General features: G+C 73.0%; 9 protein-coding genes. 1 reads left to right on the top strand and 8 read right to left on the bottom strand.

Annotation, left to right across the window (positions count from 1 at the left end):
- Positions 1-75 precede the first annotated feature (75 nt).
- The gene (locus C7M71_RS32770) at positions 76-9,447 is read left to right on the top strand and encodes a type I polyketide synthase (protein WP_456107174.1); all 9,372 of its coding nucleotides are present in this window, start codon (positions 76-78) and stop codon (positions 9,445-9,447) included.
- 189 nt (positions 9,448-9,636) lie between these two features.
- Here the strand turns inward: C7M71_RS32770 and C7M71_RS25830 are convergent, their stop codons facing one another.
- The 8 genes from C7M71_RS25830 to C7M71_RS25865 all read right to left on the bottom strand — a co-directional run bounded on the left by C7M71_RS25830 (position 9,637) and on the right by C7M71_RS25865 (position 23,733).
- A complete protein-coding gene (locus tag C7M71_RS25830; RefSeq protein ID WP_111490101.1) occupies positions 9,637-10,221 on the bottom strand; it encodes a helix-turn-helix transcriptional regulator in 585 nt (194 codons plus the stop codon).
- A 539-nt stretch (positions 10,222-10,760) separates the two neighbouring features.
- Positions 10,761-13,655, bottom strand: coding sequence for an AAA family ATPase (locus tag C7M71_RS25835; RefSeq protein ID WP_111490100.1), 2,895 nt, complete (start codon positions 13,653-13,655; stop codon positions 10,761-10,763).
- Positions 13,656-13,715: 60 nt separating this feature from the next.
- The gene (locus tag C7M71_RS25840) at positions 13,716-15,446 is read right to left on the bottom strand and encodes a hypothetical protein (protein WP_114914573.1); all 1,731 of its coding nucleotides are present in this window, start codon (positions 15,444-15,446) and stop codon (positions 13,716-13,718) included.
- A gap of 8 nt (positions 15,447-15,454) precedes the next feature.
- Positions 15,455-16,243, bottom strand: coding sequence for an ATP-binding protein (locus tag C7M71_RS25845; RefSeq protein WP_114914574.1), 789 nt, complete (start codon positions 16,241-16,243; stop codon positions 15,455-15,457).
- Between the two features lie 495 nt (positions 16,244-16,738).
- Complete coding sequence (locus tag C7M71_RS25850) at positions 16,739-19,711, bottom strand: helix-turn-helix transcriptional regulator (protein WP_162824377.1); 2,973 nt, start codon at positions 19,709-19,711, stop codon at positions 16,739-16,741.
- Between the two features lie 104 nt (positions 19,712-19,815).
- The gene (locus C7M71_RS25855; RefSeq protein WP_162824379.1) at positions 19,816-21,171 is read right to left on the bottom strand and encodes an acyltransferase; all 1,356 of its coding nucleotides are present in this window, start codon (positions 21,169-21,171) and stop codon (positions 19,816-19,818) included.
- A 42-nt stretch (positions 21,172-21,213) separates the two neighbouring features.
- Positions 21,214-22,431 (bottom strand): cytochrome P450, encoded by a 1,218-nt coding sequence (locus tag C7M71_RS25860; RefSeq protein WP_111490645.1) that lies wholly within the window; start codon positions 22,429-22,431, stop codon positions 21,214-21,216.
- Between the two features lie 69 nt (positions 22,432-22,500).
- Positions 22,501-23,733 (bottom strand): cytochrome P450, encoded by a 1,233-nt coding sequence (locus tag C7M71_RS25865; RefSeq protein WP_229758912.1) that lies wholly within the window; start codon positions 23,731-23,733, stop codon positions 22,501-22,503.
- Between the last annotated feature and the right edge of the window lie 265 nt (positions 23,734-23,998).

Below are 23,998 nucleotides of genomic sequence, written 5' to 3' on the forward strand. Positions count from 1 at the left end.
GCCGGACGCCCGGCCTGGCCCGGCCCGGACCGGCCCCCGGTCACACACACCGACGGAAGCCCGAAGCAAGGAAATGTGGAGCTGAGCATGGCCACGTCCGACGATCAAGTCATCAAAGCCCTTCGGGCCTCGCTGCGTGAGAACGAGCGGCTGCGCAAGCAGAACGAGCAACTGGCGGGCGCCGCGACCGAGCCCGTGGCGATCGTCGCGATGGCCTGCCGCTATCCCGGTGGCGTGCAGACCCCGGAGGACTTCTGGCGCCTACTGGCCAAGGGCGAGGACGCCCTGTCCGAGTTCCCCGTCAACCGGGGCTGGGACCCGGACCTTGCCGCACCGGGCGGGGGACCGGCCCTGCTCGGCGGATTCGTCCATGAGGTGGACGAGTTCGACGCGGCCTTCTTCGGGATCTCGCCGCGTGAGGCCATGGCGATGGACCCGCAGCAGCGGCTGATGCTGGAGGCGTCCTGGGAGGCGGTGGAGCGGGCCGGTATCGACCCGGTCTCGCTTCGGGGCAGCCGCAGCGGCGTGTTCGTCGGGTGCAGCAACCAGAACTACGGCGGTGCCGCTGGCCGGGAGGTGCCCGAAGGCATCGAAGGGCACATCCTCACCGGCAATGCGGCGAGTGTGGTGTCGGGCCGGGTGTCCTATGTGCTGGGTCTTGAGGGTCCGGCGGTGACGGTGGATACGGCGTGCTCGTCGTCGCTGGTGGCGCTGCACTTGGCGGCACAGGCGCTGCGGGCCGGGGAGTGCGACCTGGCGTTGGCGGGCGGGGTGACGGTGATGTCCACGCCGGACGTGTTCGCGGAGTTCGGGCGGCAGGGTGGTCTCGCCGTTGACGGGCGGTGCAAGGCGTTTGCGGAGGGTGCGGATGGTACGGGGTGGGGTGAGGGTGTCGGGGTGGTGGTGCTGGAGCGGTTGTCGGATGCGCGGCGGCTTGGGCATCGGGTGTTGGCGGTGGTGGCGGGTTCTGCGGTCAATCAGGATGGTGCGAGTAATGGTCTGACGGCGCCGAATGGTCCGTCGCAGCAGCGGGTGATCCGGGCTGCGTTGGCGGGTGCGGGTGTGTCTGCTGCCGAGGTGGATGCGGTGGAGGCGCATGGTACGGGGACGGCGCTGGGTGATCCGATCGAGGCGCAGGCGTTGCTGGCGACGTACGGTCAGGGGCGCGAGGCTGGTCGGCCGTTGTGGTTGGGGTCGGTGAAGTCGAACATCGGGCATACGCAGGCTGCGGCCGGTGTGGCTGGTGTGATCAAGATGGTTTTGGCGCTGCGGCATGGGGTGCTGCCGGCGACGTTGCATGTGGACGAGCCGTCGTCGCATGTGGACTGGTCGGCGGGTGAGGTGCGGCTGCTGACCGAGCCGGTGGAGTGGCCCGAGACCGGTGATCGGCCGCGCCGGGCCGGAGTCTCGGCGTTCGGTGTGTCCGGGACCAACGCTCATGTGGTCGTGGAGCAGCCCCCGGCTTCGGACGACGTCGAGACGCCTGTCTCCGCGCCGCTGCCTGTCCTGCCGTGGGTGGTGTCGGGGCGGAGCCCGGAGGCGCTGCAAGCCCAGGCACGGGCACTGCTGTCATCCGTGGAGAACCGCCCCGACATCGGCCTGCATGACGTCGGCCTCTCGCTGGCCGCGACGCGTTCGGTGTTTGAGCACCGCGCGGTGGTGCTGGGTGCGGGGCGGGCCGAGTTGCTGCGGGGGCTGGAGTCCGTTGCCGGGGGAGAGTCGGCCGCAGGTGTGATTGTCGGCTCGGCGCAGCCCGAGGGGGCGACGGCGTTTCTGTTCGCTGGGCAGGGTGCGCAGCGGGTGGGGATGGGGCGTGGGTTGTATGAGGCGTTCCCGGTCTTCGCTGAGGCGTTTGATGCGGTGTGTGCGTGGGTGGATGGGGAGTTGGGGCGTTCGCTGCGTGAGGTGGTCTTCAGTGCCGACGCTGACCTGCTGAACCGGACTGGGTTCACCCAGCCTGCGTTGTTTGCGGTGGAGGTGGCGCTCTTCCGGCTGCTGGAGTCCTGGGGTGTCCGGGCGGATTATCTGGTCGGTCACTCCATCGGTGAGCTTGCCGCCGCGCATGTGGCGGGTGTGCTGTCGCTGGAGGATGCGTGCCGGCTGGTGGTGGCGCGTGGCCGTCTGATGCAGGCGCTGCCGTCCGGGGGCGCGATGGTGTCGGTGCAGGCATCCGAGGCGGAGGTGCTGCCGCTGCTGGTCGGTCGCGAGGCCGAGGTGGGTATCGCGGCGCTGAACGGCCCGGCCGCCACGGTGATCGCGGGTGATGAGGCCGCCGTGCTGGAGGTCGCCGGGGAGTTGGAGCGGCAGGGTCGCAAGACCAAGCGGCTGCGGGTCAGCCACGCCTTCCACTCCCCCCGCATGGAGCCGATGCTGGCGGACTTCCGGGCCGTTGCGGAGAGCGTGGAGTACCACCAGCCCGCGATTCCGGTGGTCTCCAATGTGACCGGAGAACTGGCCACGGCCGAGGAGTTGACCTCTCCCGAGTACTGGGTGCGCCATGTCCGCCAGGCGGTCCGCTTCGCCGACGGCATCGGCTGGCTGGAGCAGCACGGCGTCACCCGGTTCCTGGAGTTGGGCCCGGACGGAACTCTGACCGCCATGGCCCAGGCGTGCATGGCCGGTGACAACGCACTGCTGGTCCCGACGTTGCGCAAGGACCGCTCCGAGAGCACGGCCGTACTCGGGGCGCTGGCGCGGGCCCATGTACACGGTCCGGCGGTCGACTGGGCCAGGGTGTTCGCCGGCACAGGTGCCCGGCCCGTCGAGCTGCCGACGTACGCGTTCCAACGTCGGCGCTACTGGCTGGACTCCACGCCCTCGCAGCGCACCGGCCTTGCGCCCACCGATGTGGACACCCGCTTCTGGGAAGCCGTCGAACGCGAGGACCTTGAGGCCCTGGCCGGTGACCTGGGCGTCGACCGCGACGTGCTCGGCGCCGTGGTACCGGCGCTGTCCTCCTGGCACCGGAAGCAGAGCGACCTTTCCGCTGTGGGCTCCTGGCGTTACCGGGTCACGTGGAAGCCGATCACCGTGGCCACCGATACGAAGCCCGCAGCGGGCACCTGGCTGGTCGTGGTCCCCGCAGCGTTGGCGGATGACGCGTACGTCCGCAGCGTCTGCGGCGGCTTCGAGGCCCAGGGATACGACGTCCTGACCTGCGACGTCGGTGAGTGCGACCGGACACGGCTCGCTGCCGAGCTTCGTACTGCCGTCGGTGACCGGCCGGTTGCGGGTGTCGTGTCGCTGCTGGCGTTGGCCGGTGGTGTGTGGGCGACGGCCGCGCTGGTGCAGGCGTGCGGTGATGCCGGGGTGGCGGGCCGGTTGTGGACCTTGACGCGGGGTGCGGTGTCGACCGGGCGGTCCGACGGTGTCCTGGACACGGCGCAGGCTGGGGTGTGGGGTCTGGGCCGGGTGGCGGCGTTGGAGTACCCGGATCGCTGGGGCGGCCTGGTCGATCTGCCGGAGCAGTTGGACGGGCGGGCGTTGGCCCGGTTGGCGGCTGCGGTGGCGGACGGTTCCGAGGACCAGCTGGCCATCCGCTCGTCCGGGGTGTTCGCCCGCCGTCTGGTACGGGCCCGGGGCGGCCAGACCGGCCGGGAGTGGCGGGCGCGTGGCACGGTGCTGGTCACCGGCGGTACGGGCGCGTTGGGTGCCCGGGTGGCCCGCTGGGCGGTGGAACGCGGCGCCGAGCAGGTCGTACTGACCAGCCGCCGTGGCCCGGAGGCCCCGGGCGCGGCGGAACTGGAGGCGGAGCTGCGCGCGCTGGGCGCGCGGGTCACCATCGCCGCCTGCGATGCGGCCGACCGGGAGGCGATGGCGCAACTGCTGGCCGAGCACCCGGTGGACGCGGTCTTCCACGCGGCGGGAGTGGTGGACGACGGGATCATCGACTCGGTCGAACCGGAGCAGTTCGCCGCCGTACTCCGGGCCAAGGCAGACGCCGCGCACCACCTGCACGAACTCACCCGGGACGCCGACCTCTCGGCATTTGTGCTCTTCTCCTCCCTCGCCGGGGTCGTGGGCAGCGCCGGCCAGGGCGCGTACGCCGCCGCCAACGCCGTGCTGGACGCGCTCGCTGAGCAGCGCCGAGCCGAGGGGCGCCCGGCCACGTCGGTCGCCTGGGGGCCCTGGGCCGGGAACGGTATGGCCGCGACGGCCGCAGTCGAGCGGCGTCAGCGCCGGGGGGCGGTCGCGCCGCTCGACCCGGAACTGGCCCTCTCCGCGTTGCAGGATGCGCTCGCCTCCGCCGAACCCACGGTGCTGGTCGCCGATGTGGACTGGTCCCGGTTCGGCCCGGCCTTCACGGCGATCCGGCCCAGCCCGCTGGTCAGCGGCCTCTACGAAGCGGCACCGCCCACGGGGGGCGAGCAGGCGGGGGAGTCCTCCCCGCTGCGGCAGCGGCTCCGCAGCCTGACGGCGGACGGCGGGGTGGCGGCTCTGCTGGACACGGTCCGTTCGTGCGCTGCGGGCGCGCTCGGCTTCGCGGGGCCGGCCGAGGTGCCGGGTGACCGCGCGTTCCGCGATCTGGGCGTCGACTCGCTGATCGCGGTCGAACTGCGCAACGCCCTGGCCAAGGTCTGCGGGGTGCCGCTGCCGGTGGGGGTGGTCTTCGACCACCCGACGCCGGTGTCGCTGGCGCGGTTTCTGTACGGCGAGGTCACAGGCCATGCGGAGGCCGAGGGCGATGTGCCCGCGACCGGCTCGGACGTCCGGGCCGACCCGATTGTGATCGTGGGCATGGGGTGCCGCTTCCCGGGTGGCGTCGACTCCCCGGAGGCCATGTGGCGGCTGCTCTCGGAGGGCGTCGACACGGTCGCCGGGTTCCCGTCCGACCGGGGGTGGGACGACCTGGGTGCGTCCTACTTCCGGCGCGATGCGTCGCTGCCGGGCGAAGGCCGTGGGGACGTCGGGGCCTTTCTGCACGGGGTCGACCGGTTCGACCCGCTCTTCTTCGGTATGAGCCCCCGTGAAGCCCTGGCCACCGATCCGCAGCAGCGGTTGCTGCTGGAGGTCTCCTGGGAGGCGGTGGAGCGGGCCGGTATCGACCCGGTCTCGCTGCGGGGCAGCCGCTCGGGGGTGTTCGTCGGTACCAATGGGCAGGACTATCCGGCACTGCTGGCAGCCTCGACCGACGACTTCGGCGGACACATCGGTACGGGCAATGCGGCGAGTGTGGCGTCCGGGCGGATCTCCTATGTGCTGGGTCTTGAGGGTCCTGCGGTGACGGTGGATACGGCGTGCTCGTCGTCGTTGGTGGCGCTCCATCTGGCGGCGCAGGCGCTGCGGTCGGGGGAGTGCGACCTGGCGTTGGCGGGTGGCGTGACGGTGATGTCCACGCCGGGTGCCTTTGTGGAGTTCGGGCGGCAGGGTGGTCTTGCCGCCGATGGGCGGTGCAAGGCGTTTGCGGAGGGTGCGGATGGTACGGGGTGGGGTGAGGGTGTCGGGGTGGTGGTGCTGGAGCGGTTGTCGGATGCGCGGCGGCTTGGGCATCGGGTGTTGGCGGTGGTGGCGGGTTCTGCGGTCAACCAGGATGGTGCGAGTAATGGTCTGACGGCGCCGAATGGTCCGTCGCAGCAGCGGGTGATTCGGGCTGCGTTGGCGGGTGCGGGTGTGTCTGCTGCCGAGGTTGATGCGGTGGAGGCGCATGGCACGGGGACGGCGCTGGGGGATCCGATCGAGGCGGAAGCGCTGCTGGCTACCTATGGGCGGGGGAGGTCGGAGGATCGGCCGTTGTGGTTGGGGTCGGTGAAGTCGAACATCGGGCATACGCAGGCTGCGGCCGGTGTGGCTGGTGTGATCAAGATGGTTTTGGCGATGCGGCATGGGGTGCTGCCGGCGACGCTGCATGCGGACGAGCCGTCATCGCATGTGGACTGGTCGGCGGGCAACCTTCGGCTGCTGACCGAGCCGGTGGAGTGGGCTGCCGCTGAGGACCGAGTACGCAGGGCGGGTGTGTCCTCGTTCGGGCTGAGCGGTACCAATGCGCACATCATCCTGGAGCAGGCTCCCGAACTCGCCGAGCCTGCGGCCGAGCCTTCCACCTCGCAGCAGTCGCTGGTTCCGTGGGTGGTCTCCGGGCGGGATCAGGCGGCGGTGCGGGCGCAGGCCGGGCGGTTGCTTGCGCAGGTGAACGCCCACGCCGATGTGTCGGTGACCGACATCGGGTTCTCGTTGGCCTCGACGCGTTCGGTGTTTGAGCACCGGGCGGTGGTGTCGGGTGCGGGGCGGGCGGAGTTGACGGCTGGGCTGTCCGCTTTGGCGGAGGGCGGTGAGCTGCCGGGGGTGGTCCAGGGGACTGCCGCCGAGGGGCGGACGGCGCTGCTCTTTGCGGGGCAGGGTGCGCAGCGGGTGGGGATGGGGCATGGACTGTATGACGCGTTCCCGGTCTTTGCCGATGCGTTTGATGCGGTGTGTGCCCATGTCGACGGGGAGTTGGGGCGTTCGCTGCGTGAGGTGGTCTTCGGTGACGACGCTGACCTGCTGAACGAGACCGGGTTCACCCAGCCTGCGTTGTTTGCGGTGGAGGTGGCGCTCTTCCGGCTGGTGGAGTCGTGGGGTGTCCGGGCGGATTATCTGGTCGGTCACTCCATTGGTGAGCTTGCCGCCGCACATGTCGCGGGCGTGCTCTCGTTGGAGGATGCGTGCCGGCTGGTGGTGGCGCGTGGCCGTCTGATGCAGGCGCTGCCGTCCGGTGGCGCGATGGTGTCGGTGCAGGCCGCAGAGGCTGAGGTGCTGCCGCTGCTGGTCGGCCGCGAGGCCGAGGTGAGTATCGCGGCGCTCAACGGCCCGACCGCCACCGTGATCGCGGGTGATGAAGCCGCCGTCCTGGAGGTCGCGGGCGAGTTGGAGCGGCAGGGTCGCAAGACCAAGCGGTTGCGGGTCAGTCATGCCTTCCACTCCCCCCGGATGGAGCCGATGCTGGCCGACTTCCGCGCCGTCGCGGAGAGTGTGGAGTACCGCCAGCCCGTGATTCCGGTGGTCTCCAATGTGACCGGCGAGCTGGCAGCAGCCGAGGAGTTGACCTCGCCCGAGTACTGGGTGCGCCATGTCCGCCAGGCCGTGCGCTTCGCCGACGGCATCGGCTGGCTGGAGCAGCACGGCGTCACCCGCTTCATCGAGCTGGGTCCGGACGGCACCCTGACCGCCATGGCCCAGGCGTGCATGGCCGGTGACGACGCACTGCTGGTCCCGGCGCTGCGCAAGGACCGCCCGGAGTCAGCCGCGTTGCTGACGGCGGTGTCGGGGCTGTTCGTACGGGGTGGCGCAGTCGACTGGGCGCAGTTCTTCCCGGGCGCCCGCCGAGTGGACCTGCCGACCTATGCCTTCCAACGCGAGCGCTACTGGCCGGACCTTCTGCACGGCGAGCACTCGCGCTCCCATCAGGACGGGGACGACGCCCGTTTCTGGGAGGCGGTCGAGCGTGAGGACCTGGAAGTGCTGACCGCCGACCTCGGTATCGACCGCGATACGCCGTGGAGCGAGGCGGTGTCGGCGCTGTCCACCCGGCGGCGTCTCGACCGTGAACGGTCGATGGTCGATCAGTGGCGCTACCGGGTCGTGTGGGAGCCGGTCGCCGATGTCGTCCCGGCCTCGCTGTCGGGCCGGTGGCTGGCGCTTGCGCCGACGGGACGGCCCGACGACGGCGTGACCGACGCGGTACTGCGTGCGCTCGGGAACGGCGGGGCCGAGGTGCTGCCGGTCGAGTGCGCGCAGGGGATCGCCCGTCCCGCCCTGGCACAGCGCATCCGGGAGGCCGCCGGTGACCGGCCGGTTGCGGGTGTGGTGTCGCTCCCGGCGCTGTCCGGTGACACGGGGGCGACAACCGAGCTGGTGCAGGCATGCGCTGACGCAGGCGTGGTGGCCCCGCTCTGGGTGCTGACCCATCGCGCGGACGCGGAGCCCGACCCCGCGCAGGCGGCGGTCTGGGGTCTGGGCCGGGTCGCGGCGCTGGAGTACCCGGACCGCTGGGGCGGCCTGATCGACCTCCCGCAGCGGCTGGACGAGCGGGCATGGGCCCGGTTGGCGGCCGTCCTGGCGGACGGCGCGGAGGACCAGGTGGCCATCCGCCCGTCCGGCGTCTTCGCCCGCAGGCTCGTACGGGCCCAGGGCGGCGAGACCGGACAGGAGTGGCGTGCGCGCGGCACGGTGCTGGTCACCGGCGGTACGGGCGCGCTGGGCGCCCGGGTGGCCCGCTGGGTGGCCGGTCGCGGTGCCGAGCATGTAGTCCTGACCAGCCGACGCGGCCCGGAGGCCCCGGGCGCGGCGGAGTTGGAGGCGGAACTGCGCGCCTTGGGCGCCAAGGTCACCATCGCCGCCTGCGACGCGGCCGACCGCCCGGCGATGGCCCGGCTGCTGGCCGAGCATCCGGTCGACGCCGTCTTCCACACCGCAGGGGTGGTGGACACCACGATGCTGGCCGACCTCGGGCCGGACAGGGTCGCGGAGGTGATGGCGGCCAAGGCGGACGGCGCGGCCCAGTTGGACGCCCTGCTCGGGGACCGGCCGCTTGACGCCTTTGTGCTCTTCTCCTCCATCGCCGGGGTCTGGGGCAGCGGCGGCCAGGCCGCCTACGCCGCCGCCAACGCCTACCTGGACGGTCTGGCCGAGCGCCGGCGGGCCCGTGGGCTCGCCGCGACCGCCGTGGCATGGGGGCCGTGGGCGGAGGGCGGTATGGCGTCGGTGGCGGACGCGGAGGAGCAGCTGCGGCGGCGGGGGCTGCCGGCGCTGCGGCCCGAGGCCGCGCTGAAGGCGTTGCAGCGGGCGCTGGACCAGGACGACACCTCGGTCGTGGTGGCCGATGTCGACTGGGCGCGGTTCGCCCCGGCGTTCACCAGCCGCAGGCCCAGCCCGCTGCTGGCCGGTCTGGCCGAGGTGCGGCAGGTCCTGGAGGCCGAGGGCGTGCCCACCGCCGAGGACCCGTCGGGCGGCATCAGGCAGGAACTGGCCGACGCGTCCGCTCCGGAACGCGAGCAGGCGCTGCTCACCCTGGTCCGCAGCCGGGCCGCCGTGGTCCTCGGCTTCTCCGCTCCCGGGGCCGTGGAGCCCGCCCGGGCGTTCCGCGAACTGGGCCTGGACTCGCTGACCGCAGTGGAGCTGCGCAACCGGCTCAATGCCGATACCGGGCTGCGGCTCCCCGCCACCGTGGTCTTCGACTATCCGACGCCCCAGCTTCTCGCCGGGTACCTGAACAGCTCGCTCTTCGGGGACGAGACGGACACCGAGGCCGTGCTGCTCGCCGAGGTGGAGCGCACCGCCGCCAGGATCGCCAAGGCGTCCCTGGACGAGGATGCCCGGGCCGTCCTCAAGGCCAGGCTGAAGAGTCTGCTGTCGGAGGTGGACGCGGCGGACGGCGACGGGGACGCCAAGGCCGTGGTGTCGCAGCGGCTGGACGGCGCCTCGGACGACGAGCTCTTCGACTTCATCAACCGGGAGCTCGGCCGGTCGTGAGCACTGTGCCGCCACCGCCACCCCCCGCCCCCCGGCAGCGGTGGCGGTGGCAGTGGCGGCACACAAGAGCTGCGGCCGGGTCCCGCGCGCTCTGCGCGGGACCCGGCCGTCGGCTGCTTCAACTACTGCGGCTGCTTCAACTACTGCGGCTGCTGCGACTGCTGCGGCTGCTTCAACTACTCTGGTCGGCTACTTCACAAACTCCGGCAGTACGCGCGGCGGCCAGTGGCCGACGGTCAGCATCCCCATGGAGTGCGCCCGGGACACCAGGGCAGCGCGGTTGGGGGCCTTGAGCTTACGCAGCATCAGCCCGACGTGGTACTCGACGCCCTGGCGGCTGAGATAGAGCCGCGCGGCGAGCTGCACGGTGGAGGCGCCGCTGGCCACGCCTTCGAGGACCAGGGCGTCCAGCTTGCTCAGCATGGGCTTGCGCCGTGCCACCGAGTCGTCCGGGGCGGCGGCCGAGGTGTCCTCGTCGGGCTGCACCAGGACGACGATGCCCGACAGGCGGTCCGTGGTGCCCTGCACCGCGATGCCGGTCAGCTCGCCGGAGAAGACGTGGTTGGTGCCGCCCAGGCCGACCATGCGCTCGACGAAGCGGTTGCAGCGGCCCTCGGCGAGCCGGGTGAAGTGCCGGCCCATGACGGCGGGTGCGCTGGGGTGGAGCAGCTCGTACAGGCTGCGCCCGCAGGTGTCGGCAGAGGTTCTCCCGAACTGCCGGTAGAAGTCGGGGTCCGCCGCTATCACATTCAATTCCGGATCGAGGCTGGCCATGCAGGTGCGGCGGTGCGGGCGTGCCCGGATTCTTTCTTCGGTGGCCTGGCCGGGAAGTGCGGGGAGCGTCGCGGTGAGAGTTCCCAGCGCAGGCTTCGTGACACTAGTGATTTCCTGGTCCATAGAGGCTTACTGTCTTTCTGGAGTCAGAAGTGAGCGGGCTCGAAGGCGTGGGGGAGCCGAATACGGGGAGAGGGGCCGCCGAGACTTCGGAGGGTGGGCCCGGGAAAGGTGACTTCTGTACTTTGCTTACCTGTGCAATGAGCTTAGAAAGCACCGTCAGGTCAGTCAAGCAAGGCCCTGGCCATAGCTCAAACACTGTGGTTTCGGGGTTCTGTGGTTCGGTCGCTCCGGATCGGGCGGGCGGTGTGGTTCGGTGGTCTGGACCTCTGGATGGTACGGTCGGCCGATCGCCATCACCGCAGTTCAGAGGCGGGAAGCAGCCCAGCTCCCGCCGTGCCGGTACGGAGCGGGGAGGCGCACCCGCCCCCCGTACGGCAGCGGACCGTACCACCCGGTGGGCCGCTGGGCCCGGCGGGTCACCTCCCCGCGCCCCGCTGGTCGAGCGCCGGAGCCAGTGCGGAGCGGCCCTTGATGCCGAGTTTTCGATAACAGCTCGTCAGATGCTTCTCGACCGCCCGGACGGAAATGGACAGCTGGTCGGCGATTGCCTGGTTGCTGGAGCCGGTGGCCGCGAGCCGGGCCACTTTGTGTTCCGCCGGGGTCAGCGGCAGGGGTGACATCCGGGGCTCCGGGGAACCGTTTCCGAGCCGGATCCGTATGCGCTCGGCAAGCGAGGGCGCCCCGCACCCGACGGCGAGGTCGAGTGCCCGGCGCAGCGCGGCCGCGCCCCGGGAATTCGGGGCTCCCAGCCGTTCGCCCAGGGCCGTCAGCGCCTTGCACAGCTCGAAGCGATTGGCCGAGGACTCCAGAATTTCCACGGATTCCTCCAGGAGTTCCAGTCCGCGTCGACCGGGTGTCACCAGCCCCTGCACCGACAGCGCCCGTCCCACCGTGGCGGGGGCGCCCCATGCCTGCGCCTGCTCCACCTCGTGGCGGCTGAGTTCGGCCGCCCGCACGGTGTCGCCGAGTCTGTGGTGCATCAGGGCGGCCCGGGAGGCCCAGGGCAGCAGCACCGGGTTGTGCCAGCTGATCTGCTCCAGCCGGTGTCCGGCGTTGAGGAAGTGGTCCAGTGCGGCCTGCCGGTCGCGCTGGCGTGCGGCGGTGGCCCCTTTGACCATGGCGAGCAGGGCCGCGAGGTGCTGGGCCTCGACCCCGACCCGGTGGCGGCGCAGGATCTGCTCGGCGAGCCCGGGTTCGTCGGCCTGGAGGGCGACGACGGCGAGGGTGGACGCCGACATGGTGGTGAAGCCGCCCTGGTCGGAGCCGGACAGCTGGTACGCCTCCAGGATCTTGGCCCTGGCGTCGGCGAGGTCGCCGGAGGCGAGGGCCACCAGGGACTGCTCGGTCCGGATCACCGCCTGCTCCACGTCGCCCTCGCGGCGCTCCGCGATCCGGTACGCCTCGTCGAGCCAGGCCATTACGCCGTCCACATGGTCCGCCCCGGCCAGGACGGCCGTGGTCAGCGGAAGGGTGGTGTGCACATGGACCGGAGAGGGGGGTTCCCGGTCCAGCAGCTGCATCGAGAGCCGGGCCGCTTCGGACGCCGGGATGGAGTTGGCGGCGGTGGCCGCATAGATCAGTACGGCGAGCAGTTCCCGTTCGCCGACGGTGTCGATGGCGGGGTCGGGGCCGAGGCCGGAGAGCCGCCGCACGGAGGTGGCGAGGTCGGCCGGGTCCCAGGCCGACATATAGCGCAGCCGTGCCTCCAGCCGCAGCGCCAGCTCGCGGTCGGGCCCTTCGAGCTGCCCCGATCCGGTCAGGTCGCCCGCGATCCGCCGCAGCATCTCGTCCACCTGGAGGGAGACCGAGTCGATGACGATCGGCCCCAGCCTGGCCAGCGCCGCAGCCTGCTCCCGGGTGGAGTCCAGCAGTGGGACGGCCTGCGCCACATGCCGTACGGAGGCGGAGGTGGCGAAGCTGCGTTCCACCGTGGCCAGGTCCACCAGCAGCCGCGCCCGGTCGGGGCCGGCCGGTGAGCTGTCCAGCAGCGCCCGCCGCAGATACTGGGCGGCGGCCTTGGGGGCGCCGCGCCGCAGCGCGCTGTCGGCCGCGGTGCGCAGCACCTGGGCCGCCCACGGCCCCTGCGGGGTGATGACCGCCATCAGCTGGTCCGCGACCTGCTCGGCCGGGCGGCCGGAGCGGTGCAGCAGCTCGGCCGCGACCACATGCATCGCGGCCCGTTCGGAGAGCGGCATGCCCTCCTCGACAGCGTCCTGGACGACCGGGTGGACGAACCGCGGCCGGGCCAGGCCGGTGACCAGCCCGAGCGCATGCAGGATGCGCAGCGCCTCGGCCTGCCGGACCGCGTCTAACCCGGCGAGTCGGCCGAGCAGTTCGGCGTCCGGGTCCGGGTCGAGGATGGTCATGGCGAAGGCGGTCCGGCGGACCTGTTCGGGCAGCGAGGTGAGCAGGACCAGCAGCCGCTGCCGCAGCAGTGAGGGGCGCAGCCCGGCGGCGTCCGCCGCGTGCTCGGCGGACGGCTTCAGACCGCGGAAGGCGGCTTCGGTCAGCAGGGAGGTCAGAAAGAGCGGGTTGCCGCCGGACGCCCGGTGGCATGCGGTGACGAACTCCTCGTCGGCCGGCCCGTCGCAGTGGTGGTGCACCAGCGTCCGGGTGCCGGCGATGCCCAGGCTGGTCGGGACGATGGTGTGCTGTGCGTGGCCGGTCAGTTCGCGGACCGACGGCAGCTCGGCGCGGATGTCGCCGTCGAGCAGGGTGCAGACCAGCAGCACGCGTTTCGACTGCATACGCCGGGCGAAGTGGCGCAGCCAGTGCAGCGACTCGGCGTCCGCCCAGTGCAGGTCGTCGATGAGGATCAGCAGCAGCCGGTCGCGGCTCATAGTGGCCACCAGCGTCGACAGGCCGTGCAGCACCGCCTCGAACTCGGGGGCCCGGTGCGGGTACGGACGGCTGGTCAGGGTGTCGTCCGCCAGCGCCGGGCGGGAGTTCTGGGCCGCTCCCGAGAGCCAGCGCTCGACGTCGGCGGGGGACGCCCGGGAGAGCGCGGGTTCCAGCAGCTGCCGTACGACGCCGAAGGAGAAGTCGTGCTCCATCGACGCCGCGTTCGCCCGCAGGGTCAGCGCGTCCAGCCGGGAGCCGAGTTCATTGACGCTCTCCAGCAGGGCCGACTTGCCGATCCCCAGCGGGCCTCTGACGAGAAGCATGGAGCCGCGTCCCGCCTGTGCGGCGAGCAGCGCTGCCGCCACCAGGTTGTGAGCGCTTTCCCGTTCCAGCAACACTGTTGATCCCCCCACATGATTGTCGGACGCAGCTGCGGGCGGCTGTTGGCGGGGTCTACGACCGCGCCGCACCGGAAGTTCACCCTCCTTCCAGGAGCACGGACGGCGGGGCCGGCGGGTTCCCGGACGGCGTCAGCGGTCGGTGCGGAGCCGATCGTGCATGAGCGTGTGCCCGAGCCCGGCGGCCAGTTGCGCGGCCTCGGCCTGCAGGGAGCAGGAGGAGTCCCGCTCGCCGAGCCGGTCCCGGGCCGAGGCGAGCTGCGCCAGCGCGAGGACGTACAGGTCGGCCGCCGGCGATACCCGCAGCCGCTGCACGGCGCACTCCAGCAGCCGCACCGCCGGATCGCCCTCCGCCAGCAGACCGGAGATCAGGTCCACCGTCCCCAGGGCGCTCGGGGTAGCCCAGCGGGCGGCCAGCCGCTGCTCCTCGGCGAGCAGCCGGGCCGCCTCCGCCGACTCGCCGGAGCAGGCGTGGGCGATGGCCCGGACCGGGCGCCAGGCCATCAGCCCGGGGCTGGTCCAGCCCCGGGCCAGCAGCCACCGCCCGCACTCCCGCAGCTCGGCCGCCGCCTCCTGCGGCCGACCCTGGGCCAGGCGGAGGACCCCCCGGGCGAAGAGCAGTTGCGGCCAGGAGTAGCGCTGCTCCCCGCCGACCGGGCAGTCCAGGTAGGCGATGTTCTCCGCGGCGTCCAACTGGTCGCGGGCGACCCGGATCCGTACCTCCAGTGCCTGCACCGCAGGGGCCATGGTGGGATGCCAGGCGCTGATCGGCATCTCGATCCGGGCCATCGCCAGGTCCCGGGCGGCCCTGCCGATGTCTCCGCATCTCAGGTGCAGTTCGCAGCTGAAGAGCAGCGCGAGCCCGACGAGCGGCGGCATCTGCCGCCGTCTGGCCTCGGCGAGGGCGGCGGAGAGGCCGGTGTGGGCGGCGTCGACCTCGTCGGTGACGCCCAGCGCGCGGCAGGCGAAGAGCCGTGGGTAGAGCGGCAGTCCACGGAGTGGGAAGTCCAGCGCGGCGAGGCCGAGGTTCCGGGCGCGGGCGGCGTCCTGGCCGACCGTTGCGGCCTGCCAGGCGGCGGCGGCCAGGCCGGACGGGTCCTGCGGTACGGCCGGCAGCGCGGGCATGTCCGACAGGATGCCCTCCAGGCCGCTCTCGTCCAGCCGGGCGTTCTCGGCGAACCAGTGCAGGGCGAGCAGCGCGGCCCGCTCCTGCTCGTCGTCCCGCGCCGCCGGGTAGGCCGCCGCCAGGGCGTGCCGCGCGGCCACCGCGTCCCCCCGGGCCAGCAGCAGGTCGGCGGCAGTGGGCCGGTTCCAGGTGCCGCCGTGGCGGCCGGTGCCGTGCAGGGCCTGGACCAGGAACCGGTCGGCGGCGTCCGGGTCCGTCAGGCAGCCGGCGGTGCCCAGCTCCACCAGCAGCCGGGCGTGCTCGTCGGCGGGCAGCGGCTCCTGGAGGGCGCGTGCCAGGCAGCGCACCGCCCGCCGGTGCTCGCCACGGGCCCGGCATGCGGCGGCGACCCGGCGGAGGGTGCCGCTGACCCAGGGCGCCCCGGAGGGCCGGGCCCGCAGCAGCAGGTCGGCCAGGGCCTCGTCCTGGAGGGCGGCTTGGTGGCCGAGTTCGGCGGCCTGCTCGTACAGGGCCTGCCGGTCGGCGTCGTCCATCGCGGAGAGCACCCGCTCGGGGTTGACCAGGCCGGTCAGCCGGGGCGGCTGATCCGAGGTCACCAGACCGGCGGCGCGCAGGGCGCGGAGCGCGGAGACGGTGGAGGTCTCCTCCAGGCCGACCAGGGCGGAGACCAGCGGGACCGGAAGCAGGTCCCGGCAGGCGGCCATGCCGCGCAGCAGGGCCAGCGGCTCCGGCGCCATGCCCCAGGTCAGGTCGGCGGTCCGGTCCGGGGCGGCCGTCGGCGGGGTGCTGCCGGGCCGGGGGCGCTGCCGGGTCGGCAGCCCGTTCCCCGGGGGCGGGGTGCGGCGCCGGTCCGCCGGGACCGGGCCAGCTGCGCGGTGCGCTGGGCGGGCACCGTCGGGGGCGGCGGCGGGTCCAGCCGCACCACATGCCCGCGGACCGGCGGCGAGCAGACCAGGGTGAGCAGTTCGGTGCAGGAGGCGGGGACGTCCGGCGCGGTCCCCGTCATCGAGATCATCACGGTCAGCCGGGTGGAGCGCATCCGGCGCAGCACGGCGCAGAGCACATCGAGGGAGTGGGGGTCCGCCCACTGCACATCGTCGACGGCGAGCGCCAGCGGGCGTCGGCGGGCGGCGCGCAGCAGCGCCTGGCTGAACCCCTCGACCAGCACCGAGCGGCGAGGGGGCGCGGTCAGTGCCTGCTCCAGGTCGGCCGGGCGCTCGGCGTCGGGGAGCGCGGAGGCCAGTTGCAGGGCCACACCGCAGGTCGACTGCTGTTCCGAGGGGGATCCCCGGCCGGTCAGGACGGTCACCCCCGAGGCGGAGGCGAAGGCCGCGGCGCGGCGCAGGAAGGTGGTGCGTCCCGCTCCGCGCGGCCCGATGACGGCGATGGCCGTGGGCACCCCCGCGCGCACCTCCGAGGCCAGCCGCCGTACGAGGGACGGTCCGACGCCGCGAACGGTCAGCGGCCGGCCGTAGCCGTAGAAGGGCTCCCCGGTGTCCTCGGTGTCCTGGTGATGGGCGAGTTGGGGGTGCATGATGCGGACTCCTTGATTCCGAGGCGTGGGTCTGCCATGGGTGAGGAGCGGTGGGTCACAGCGGAGCGGGGGTTCCGGGCTCCGGCTGCGGTGTGCGGCGGGCGGTACGCCCGGGTGGAGGAATGCTCCGGTAGTGTGTGGCAGATGGGGGGATTGTCAGGAGCATGCAGCACAGCTTACAAGGTTTACTTGAACGTGCAACATCCGGCATTTGAACATATTCCTCTCGCATGGCGAGATGGATCGCCCCGATCACCTGTGTGTCGCACCAGGGGAGAGGGCGCTGCCCGTCATCCTCAGGAGGCCCGGCAGCCCGGCGTCGCCCGTGTCCGCGTCCCGATCGCCCCGATCGTCGCGGCCGTGCGGTGGGCTGGTCATCCTGTGGCCGTCTCCTGGGAGAGAGAAGGTGGGGCCGCCGCCCCGGGGGTCACCCTACAGCAGCGATAGCAGGAACATGCCAACAATCGGGGAGTGGCCGGAACCCTGCCCCGCCGACTACGCGGGCTCGCTGTCGGTGGCGCCGTCGAGCAGCGAGCGCAGCCTGCGCCGCCCGGAGCTGCCGAGCTTGCGGTAGACCGAGGTCAGATGCTGCTCGACGGTGCGCTGGGTGACGAACAGCGCCTCCGAGATCTCCTGGTTGGTCCGGCCGTCCGCGGCCAGCCGCGCCACCTGGGCCTCGCTCGGGGTGAGCGAGGCGAGGCCGCTCGACATCGGGCGGCGCGGCCGGGCGCCGGTGGCCAGCAGCGCGTGGTGGGCCTGTGCGCGCAGCACCCGCGCCCCCAGCGCGTACGCCGACTCCAGCCCCCGGCGCAGGACCTCCCGCGCGGCCTCGGTACGGCCCGACTCATGCAGCGCCGCCCCCTGGGCGATCAGCACCCTGGTGAGCTCCAGCCGGGCGGGCGAGTCCTCCAGCATCGCCAGCGCCTCCTCCAGCAGCGCCAGCCGCCGCACCCCCGTCTCAGCCCCTGCCTTAGCCCCCGCCTTGGCCCCCGTCTCGGTCTGCGCGAGCAGGCTGAGACCCGCGCCGAGCGCATACGGCAGATCGCCGCGCCGGGCGCGGAACACGGCCTCCTCGGCCAGCGCCCGGGCCCGCCCGCCGTTCCCCAGGGCGAGATGGGCGCGGGCCGCCCAGACCCACCAGGAGGAGACCGCCGGGCTGGTCCGCGCCCACTGCACCTGGCGCCGGCCGCACTCCAGCAGGTCGGCCAGCGCGGCCTCCGGCTCGCCCTGGGCCAGCCGCAGCCGCCCGCGCGCCGCCAGGTACTCGTTCCACCGCCAGGTGTCCGCAGCGGCCTTGGCGAACCGCTGGGCGGCGACCGCCTCCGCACCGGCCAGGTCCCCGTACTCCAGCAGCACATGGATGCGGGTGGAGGCCGGCAGCAGCTGGGCCATGCCCGACGTCCCCGGCGGCGCCAGGTCGAGCGCCGTCCGGGTGGCGTCCAGCGCCTCCGGGAGGGCCCCCAGCCGGTAGGCGGCCTCGGACCGCAGGCCGCTGCACACGCTGTAGGAGAGCGTGCTGTGGTCCTGGTCCGCGCTGCCCATGATCCGCCGGTACGCCGCGTCCGCCTCGTCGGGCCGGTCGGCGTAGAGCAGCACGGTCGCGGCGCTGGCCAGGAAGAACGGCGAGTCGGCCGCCGACTCGCCGCGCCGCAGCACCCGCCCGGCCGCGGCGGCGGCCTCCGCCGCCCGGTCCCCGCGCACCACGACGACGCCGGCCCGGGCGGCGAGCAGGCCGCGCTCCCCGGGGGTGTGCCCGGGCAGCTCCAGCCCGAACGAGGACTCGCCGAGGATGTCCCGGTAGCTCGGCAGGTCCTCGTAGGCGGCCAGCAGCCGCTGCCCCTCCAGCAGCCGGGAGAGGTCCCCGGTGGCGTCCCGCACGGTGGGGGTCTGCTCGGCCAGCAGCCGCACCGCCTGCGCGGCCTGCCCGCTGCGGACCAGCCCGCTGGAGAGCGACGAGAGGACGAAGAAGCGCGGCAGCGGCTCATGGACATGCTCCAGCGCCAGCTGGAGATGGCGCACGCTGGCGTGCGTGTCGACCGCGGCCTCGGCCAGGCCCAGTTCGACCAGCAGGGCGGCGTCGGCGGCGGGGTCCACCTCATCGGGCAGGCAGTGCCGCAGCAGGTCCACGGCGAGCGCCGGGGCGCTGCGGAACGACGCCTCCCGGGCGGCCTCGCGGAGCACCGTGACCGCCCACTCCCCGGTCGCCGGCAGCTCGGTCATCAGCAGGTGCGCGGCCACCTGCTCGGCCCGCGCCCCGTCGTCCAGCAGCAGCCGGGCGGCCCGTCGGTGGCTCTCGGCCCGCTCGGCGGACGGCATGTCCGCCAGGATGACCTCCCGGACGATGCCGTGGTTGAACGACCAGGTCCGGCCGTCCTCGGTGCCGGTCAGCAGGCCGAGGGAGCCCAGCGTCCGCAGGGCCGGGACGAGCGTCGCGACATCCAGTCCGGCCAGCCGGGCACAGCTCTCGGCCGGGCTGCCGTCCCCGAGGACGGCCATTGCGCGGGCGGCGGCCATGGCGGCCGGAGGCTGCTGCCGCAGGACCCGCAGCATGGGCTCGGCGAAGAGGCTGCTGTCATGGGCGGAGATGCGCTCCAGGCTCTCCACGGTGGGCGGTTCGCCGTGCAGCCGCAGCGCGGCCAGCAGAGCGTGCACCAGGAACGGGTTGCCGCCGGTGGCGGCCAGGCAGGCGGCGTGGAACGCCTCGTCGGAGGTCCGGCCGAGGACCTCCTGTACCAGCTCGGCGATCCCGTCGTGGGTCAGCGGCCGGGGGCGGATCACACGGCAGAGCGGCTGCGCGGCCAGGTCGTCCAGCAGGGCCGCCCCGGTGGCCCGGTCCCCGGTGCGCTGGGAGACGGCCAGCAGGACCGGCAGCCCTTCGAGGCGGCGGGCGAGGTGCACCAGGAACCGCAGCGACGCCAGGTCGGCGCAGTGCGCGTCGTCCACCGCGATGACCAGCGGCCCCTGCTCCGCGAGATGCGAGGTGAACCAGTAGAGCCCGTGCAGCACCGCGAAGGAGACGTCCTCCGCCAGGTCCATCATGCTGCCGTGCAGCGCCTCCGAGCCCAGCGCCTGCCGCGCCGCCCGGGCGTTGCCGGACAGCAGCCGGGCCCGCTGCTGCGGGTCGGCCGAGGCCAGCAGCGGTTCGAAGAGCCGCCGCACCGCACCGAACGGGAAGTCGCGCTCCAATGCGTCGCAGCGCGCCTCCAGGACGCGTATGCCGTTCAGCCGCGCCTCGGCGGTCAGGCTGCGCAGCAGTCGGCTCTTGCCGCTGCCGACCGGCCCTTCCAGCAGGGCGATGGCGGCTCCTCCGGCGCGGGTGCCTCGGACCAGGGAGGAGAGCGCGGCGCGTTCCTGCTCGCGGTCGACGAGTGTCGCAAAGGTGCAGGGCGGAGGTGCCTTCGGGCGCGGCAGGTCGCGGTCCGTCCGCTGATCGGCGTGGTCAGCGGCATGCTGCGGCTGATCGGTCACGTTCGGCATCCTATGCACAGGAACAGGGCGGGCGCGCGCCCATCCTCGCCGAGGTGAAGGTGGGCAAATCCCCAGAGAGCAGCCGGGGTTGACGGTCCGTGGGATCAGCTCGCCCGGGCCCCGGGGAGCGACGGTGCATGGCAGTGCAGCCGCTCCTGCCAGGGCCGGGTGCGGATCTCCTCGGCGTGCGGCAGGGGCAGGCAGAGGTACACGTCCCGCCCGCCGTCCCCGTCCGGGGTCGGGGCGATGTGCACCGTCGGGATGGGCAGGTCGGGGAACTCGTACCAGAAGGGCGTGCCCGCGCCCAGGTCGATGCGGTAGAGGGGGAACCTCGACCAGTTGTTGACCGTGACGGCGGTGTCGAAGACATCGAACGCCCGGGTGGACATCACCCGCCGGGAGACCCCCAGTCGGCGGTGGGCGTTGAGGAAGGCGATCTCGTCGCGGACCTTCTCCTCGGTGTTGGCCTCCAGCCCGGCCCGGATGGCCCGGGCGGTCTCCCCGAGCGGCCGGGACCGCAGCTCGGCGGCGGTCGTCCCGGTCCAGCTGTTGGTGACGCAGTTGCCCCAGTACCCCTCGGGCAGCGCGCCGCCGAGCTGCGACTGGGCGCCGACCACCAGGCCGAGCCACTCGGTGGCGGCGTCCGGCCGGGCCCGCAGCCGACCGAGGACCTGCCACAGATGGGCGGTCAGCGCGTCATTGGTGGACACCCACCGCCCGGTACCGGCCAGGTCCGCCGTCGCGACCTCCTTCAGCGCGGCGACCTCCGCCGCCGCGAAGCGGGTGGCGACCGTGGCCAGCCGCTTGAAGCCCAGCCGCGCGGTGGCGTGCAGATGGGTACGGCGCGGTACGGCGACAAAGGCCCGGTCGCGGATCGCCTCGGCGCTGCGGGCCGGCTCCCCGAGGGCGTCCAGCAGCCCCCGGTCGTGGCAGGGCGCGGCGGGGGCGAGCCCCCGGTGGACCCGCGACCAGCTCTCCAGGAAGGCCAGGCTGCTGCTGCCGTCGGCCAGGCTGTGGTTGATCACCACGCCGAGGATCGAGCCGCCGCCCCGCATCCGGGTCAGCCGCACCTTGAGCAGCGGGGTGTCCCGGTCGACCACCCGGAACGGGCCGACCTCGCGCAGGAAGTTGCCGACCACGGGCTCGGCCCGCCGGTCGGGCCCGTAGTCCGGCATGGGGTCGGGTGAGGACGCCTCCACAAAGCGGGCGCCCGCGTCGTCGCAGAGCACGCTGAGGCCGCCGTCGGCGTCCCGCTTCAGCCGGCCCGCCAGCATCGGGTAGTGCCGCAGCGTCCTGGCCAGCGAGGCGCGCAGCGCCGCACCGTCCAGCGTGCGGCGGTAGAAGAACGTCAGCGGGGTGTAGACCGGGCCGGTCAGCAGGTCGTACCCGCTGAGCCGGACCCGGTCGCCGCTCGCCTCACCGGCGCGGACCCGGAAGGTCTGCTCCGTGCGGCTCTTCACGGGGGTGCGGAAGGTCGTCACAGCTCTGCTCGCCTCCGCCGGTCAGCCCCAGGTCACCATGAGCGAGTCCACGCCGTAGTGCACGGCCCGGTCGCGCAGCGGCACCTGGTCGGCGGGGACCGCGAGGCGCAGCGTGGGGAACCGCTCGAAGAGGCGGCGCAGGCCGATCCGCAGGGTGGCGCGGGCCAGGTGCTGGCCCAGGCACTGGTGGATGCCGAAGCCCAGCGCCAGGTGCTTGCGCGGGACGCGGGTCACATCCAGCGCGTCCGGGTTGTCGAAGAGGGCCGGGTCGCGGTTGGCGGCGGGCAGCGACAGCACCACCGTCTGACCGGCCTTGATGGTCCGGCCGCCGATCTCCACATCCTCCAGCGCGCAGCGGCTGGAGCCCATCTGGGAGATCGTCAGATAGCGCATCAGCTCGTCCACGGCGGTCTCGTACAGCTCCGGGCGGGCCCGCAGTTCGGCCAGTTGGTCGGGGTTCTCCAGCAGCGCGAAGGTGCTCAGCCCGAGCATGTTGGGGGTGGTGTCCAGGGAGCCGCCGACGGTCAGCACCGCCAGGTTGACCAGCTCCTCCTCGGTGAGTTCGCCGGTCGCGATGAGCTGGCCGAAGAAGTCGTCGGCGGGCTCGTCGATCCGGGTCTTGACCATCCGCCCGAGGATCTCGTTGATCGACTCCAGGTGGTGGATGAACTCCCCGAGGGTGTACGTGAGCTTCATCAGCGCGCCGAAGTGCTCGGACATGTCCGAGACCAGCTCCGGCGAGACGCCCATCAGCGAGCAGACCGACCGGGCGGGCACCGTCTCGGCGAAGACCTTCAGCAGGTCGACCGGCGGCTCCAGCCCGGCCATCTCGTCCAGTACCCCGTCGATGATCCGGGTCAGCTCCGGCTCGTGCTGCTGGATCCGGCGGACCGTGAAGTGCCCGGCCAGCAGCCTGCGGTACTTGGAGTGCTCGGGCGCGTCCGTCTTGGCGAAGGCGCCGGGCGGGGACGGCTGCGGCACATACTCCGGGATGGGGAACGGCGGCGCGACCACATGGGCCAGCAGCTCATTGCGGTGGCTGAAGCGGTCGTCGGCCAGGATCTGCCGGACGTAGTCGTGCCGGGTGACCAGCCAGCCGTCGCGGTCCCCGGGGGCGACCTGGAAGGTGATCGGGCTGATCGGGTCCTGCTCACGCAGCCGGGCGTACTCCGCGGGCGGGTCGAACGGGCACTTGCCGCGCTCGCTGGGGATCACGGGTGGCTCGGGCCTGGTGGTCATGTCGTCTCCGTCCGGTCCGGCCCTGGGGCGCGGTCCGTGTGCTGCGGGGGAATGGGGGAGGGGGAGGGCTCAGGCCCGCTTGACGGCCAGCGGGAGATGCCGCGCGCCGTACACATTGGTGCCGTGGTAGCTCAGCCGGGCGCCGGGGTCGACCCGGATGTCGGAGAACCGGTCGAGCAGCAGGTCGATCACGATGCGGCCCTCCAGCCGGGCCAGCGGCGCCCCGATGCAGTAGTGGATGCCATGGCCGAACGCCGCCTGCCGCGCATTGGAGCGGCCCGGGACGAAGGCCGCCGGGTCCTCGAAGGCCCGCTCGTCGTGGTTGGCCGACAGCAGCCAGAGATGGACCAGGGTGTCCGGCGCGACGGTCACCCCGCCGATCTCCACCTCCCGGACCGGCACCCGCTCGATCCGGGTGAAGGGGGGCCGCAGCCGCAGCGTCTCCTCGATCAGCGCCGGGATCAGCGACCGGTCCTCCCGCACCGTCCGCAGCAGCTCCGGGTGCCGGTCGAGGCAGAGCACCGTATTGCCGACCAGCACCGAGGTGGTGATGTGCCCGGCCAGCAGCAGCAGGGTGGCGAAGCTGACGATGTCCTCGTCCGTCAGCCGCTCCCCGTCGATCCCGGCCTGGACCAGGGTGCCCAGCAGGTCGTCGTGCGACCGCTCCCGGCGCGCGGTGATGAACTCCTGGAGGTAGCCGGAGATCCGGACGGCGGTCTCCTCCATCCGCTGCACGCTCTGCGGGTCGTCGGGGTCCGTGGAGAGCAGCTGGTCCGCCCAGCCCTGGAAGAGGGACCGGTCGGAGAGCGGCACCCCCAGCATCCCGGCGATGACGGTCACCGGGAGCGGGTTGGCGACCGCGTCCACCAGATCGAAGTGGTCGGAGTCGACGGCGTCCAGCAGCTCCGTGGTCAGCTCCGTGATCCAGGGCTCCAGACCGGCGATCAGCCCGGTGGTGAAGGCCCGGCTCACCAGCCGCCGCATCTTGCTGTGCAGCGGCGGGTCGAGCAGCAGCAGGGTGCCGCGCGGCGCCTGCCGCTCACCGCCGGAGAGCCGGCCCACGGTGTCGGAGGAGAACGTCGCCGGATCGGAGAGGATGCGCTGCACCTCCTGGTGGCGGAAGACATGGGTGTTGCCCGCCTCGTCCCGCCACACCGGCTGCTCGTCGCGCATCCGGCGCAGCCAGGCCAGCAGCGTCGCCCCGCCGTCCGGCTCCACCGTGGGGGCCTTGCCGACCTCCGGGCCGGGGACCCGCGGCGGCGGTGCATCGGGCAGGACGTCCACGCTGTCGTGCTGCGCCACCAGAGATTCCCCTTTCGCGCGGCCCGGCGGTAGGCCAGGACCGGATGTCGCACCGCCGGCCGGGGCCGGGCGGGTCGGCCGTCGACTCAGCCCAGCACGGCGGGGGGACGGCGGGCCAGCGTCTCCGGCGGACTCTAGGGATTCACCGAGTCCCGGACGCTGACGTGGGGTGCCGCGATTGTCTGGAGGAATTCCCAGACCCCGGCGGCGGCGGTCCGCAACCGGGCACCGCCGACCGCAAGATGGCCTTCCACGGTTCTGAAGG

The sequence above is a fragment of the Peterkaempfera bronchialis genome (assembly GCF_003258605.2).
Lineage (GTDB): Bacteria > Actinomycetota > Actinomycetes > Streptomycetales > Streptomycetaceae > Peterkaempfera > Peterkaempfera bronchialis.